Origin of the sequence: Jiella avicenniae (assembly GCF_021390325.1) — a bacterium.
GTDB classification, from domain to species: Bacteria; Pseudomonadota; Alphaproteobacteria; order Rhizobiales; family Rhizobiaceae; genus Jiella; species Jiella avicenniae.
The window spans coordinates 1-1,197 of the sequence record NZ_JAJUWU010000049.1 but is presented as its reverse complement, the minus strand read 5'-3'; the positions used below and the strand labels follow the sequence as shown (position 1 = coordinate 1,197).

General features: G+C 66.4%; 1 protein-coding gene. It reads left to right on the top strand.

All coding sequences use genetic code 11. The features are described 5' to 3' along the window. Entirely contained in the window at positions 1-1,176 is a 1,176-nt protein-coding gene (gene tuf, locus LZD57_RS23930) for an elongation factor Tu (RefSeq protein WP_233722094.1), read from the top strand. Positions 1,177-1,197: the final 21 nt, after the last annotated feature.

Sequence of the window (1,197 nt, the reverse complement as noted above, 5' to 3'; positions counted from 1 at the left end):
ATGGCCAAGAGCAAATTCGAGCGTAACAAGCCGCATGTGAACATCGGCACGATCGGACACGTCGACCACGGCAAGACGTCGCTGACGGCGGCGATCACCAAGTTCTTCGGCGAGTACCGCGCCTACGACCAGATCGACGCGGCGCCGGAAGAGAAGGCGCGCGGCATCACCATCTCGACCGCGCACGTGGAATACGAGACCGAGGCGCGGCACTACGCTCACGTCGACTGCCCGGGCCATGCCGACTACGTCAAGAACATGATCACCGGCGCGGCCCAGATGGACGGCGCGATTCTCGTCTGCTCGGCGGCCGACGGCCCGATGCCGCAGACCCGCGAGCACATCCTGCTCGCCCGCCAGGTCGGCGTGCCGGCGATCGTCGTCTTCCTCAACAAGGTCGACCAGGTCGACGACGCCGAGCTGCTCGAGCTCGTCGAGCTCGAGGTTCGCGAGCTTCTCTCGTCCTACGAGTTCCCGGGCGACGACATTCCGATCGTCAAGGGTTCGGCGCTGGCCGCCCTCGAGGACTCGAATAAGGAAATCGGCGAGGACGCCGTCCGCGAGCTGATGAAGGAAGTCGACGCTTACATCCCGACGCCGGAGCGCCCGATCGACCAGCCGTTCCTGATGCCGATCGAGGACGTCTTCTCGATCTCGGGTCGCGGCACGGTCGTCACCGGCCGCGTCGAGCGCGGGGTGATCAAGGTCGGCGAGGAAGTCGAGATCGTCGGCATCCGCGACACCAAGAAGACGACGGTGACCGGCGTCGAGATGTTCCGCAAGCTGCTCGACCAGGGCCAGGCGGGCGACAACATCGGCGCGCTGATCCGCGGCGTCGACCGCGAGGGCGTCGAGCGTGGGCAGGTGCTGTGCAAGCCGGGTTCGGTGAAGCCGCACACCAAGTTCAAGGCCGAGGCCTACATCCTGACCAAGGAAGAGGGTGGCCGCCACACGCCGTTCTTCACCAACTACCGGCCGCAGTTCTACTTCCGCACGACGGACGTGACCGGCGTCTGCACGCTGCCCGAGGGCACCGAGATGGTGATGCCGGGCGACAACGTGACGATGGACGTCACGCTGATCGTTCCGATCGCGATGGAAGAGCGCCTGCGCTTCGCCATCCGCGAAGGCGGCCGCACCGTCGGCGCCGGCATCGTCGCGGCGATCGTCGAGTAGCATCCGCGTCTTCGGCCGGCG